This window comes from Vibrio sp. Vb0937 (genome assembly GCF_033338855.1).
Window position 1 is genome coordinate 1 of sequence record NZ_JAWOTK010000490.1, and the last position, 1,007, is coordinate 1,007.

The window sequence follows — 1,007 nt, forward strand, 5'->3', positions numbered from 1 at the left end:
TTCCTTGTAAACATTTTGCTCGGAGAGCTCTATTGTTTTGCGCTTAATTTAGCAGGATTTTTTGTTGCCTGTAAAATCACGAACTTATTGTTAGAAGCGATGAGTTTCACATTCTTATCACCAAACAGACGTTTCAACTTGGCATCGTAGCCGAGGTGACGGTTTCCTATGACGAGTAACTTGCCATTTTGGTTCAAAATTTGTTTTGCATCACAGAACATTTGCCATGCTATATGATCGGTAATGGCTTGTTGCTGATGGAACGGTGGGTTACACATGATTAAATCGCAACTGTCAGGTTTGAATCCATCCAAACAGTTATTGGCCACGCACTGAATGTCGCGACCTTCGCCCAAGTTATCCAATAAGTTCTGCTTGGCAGATTCAAGCGCCATGAAGCTTTCATCAACGCAAGTCAGTCTTACATTTGGATTGAGTTGACCTGCTTTTACCGATAAGACGCCGTTACCGCATCCCAAATCGATAATGTGGTTGATTGAGGCGTCTTGAGGAATATGTTGCAGCATAAAACGCGCACCTAAATCTAAGCTTTCTCCTGAATAGACATTTGGCAGGTTTTTAAGCTGAATGTGTTCACCTTCGACACCCCAAGCCGTGATTGGATCTACTTCAATTCTTGGTTCTGCATTGGCCTGAGAAAAGACCAGTCGATGCTTTTTCCACGCCAGTGACGTTTTAGTCTCTCCAAGGTATTTTTCGAACAATTTTAATGTAGACGTATGGATTTCTTTGGCTTTGTTTACAGCAATAACAGGGCAAGCGGTTGGAAGCATCTTGCGAAGTTGGCTCAAGATCCAAACAAGATGACGATTACTTTTAGGTAGCTGGACTAACACAAGATCTGTATTCGCAGGAATACTGTCCATTGTGGTCAGAAATGCCACTTTATTACATTGATTGTCTTCAAGATTTTTTTGAGCACCTTTGTGAGAGACGAAAGAATCGCTCATAAAAGTGACATGATGTTTTTCAGAAAACCAGCAAGC

Annotated in this window: 1 protein-coding gene; it reads right to left on the reverse strand. The window is 41.6% G+C overall.

Annotated elements, in window-relative coordinates; all coding sequences use genetic code 11:
* Positions 1 to 29 precede the first annotated feature (29 nt).
* Positions 30 to 1,007 (reverse strand): class I SAM-dependent methyltransferase (locus tag R7P67_RS26725; protein WP_318086573.1); only part of this gene is annotated, 978 nt, incomplete at its 5' end.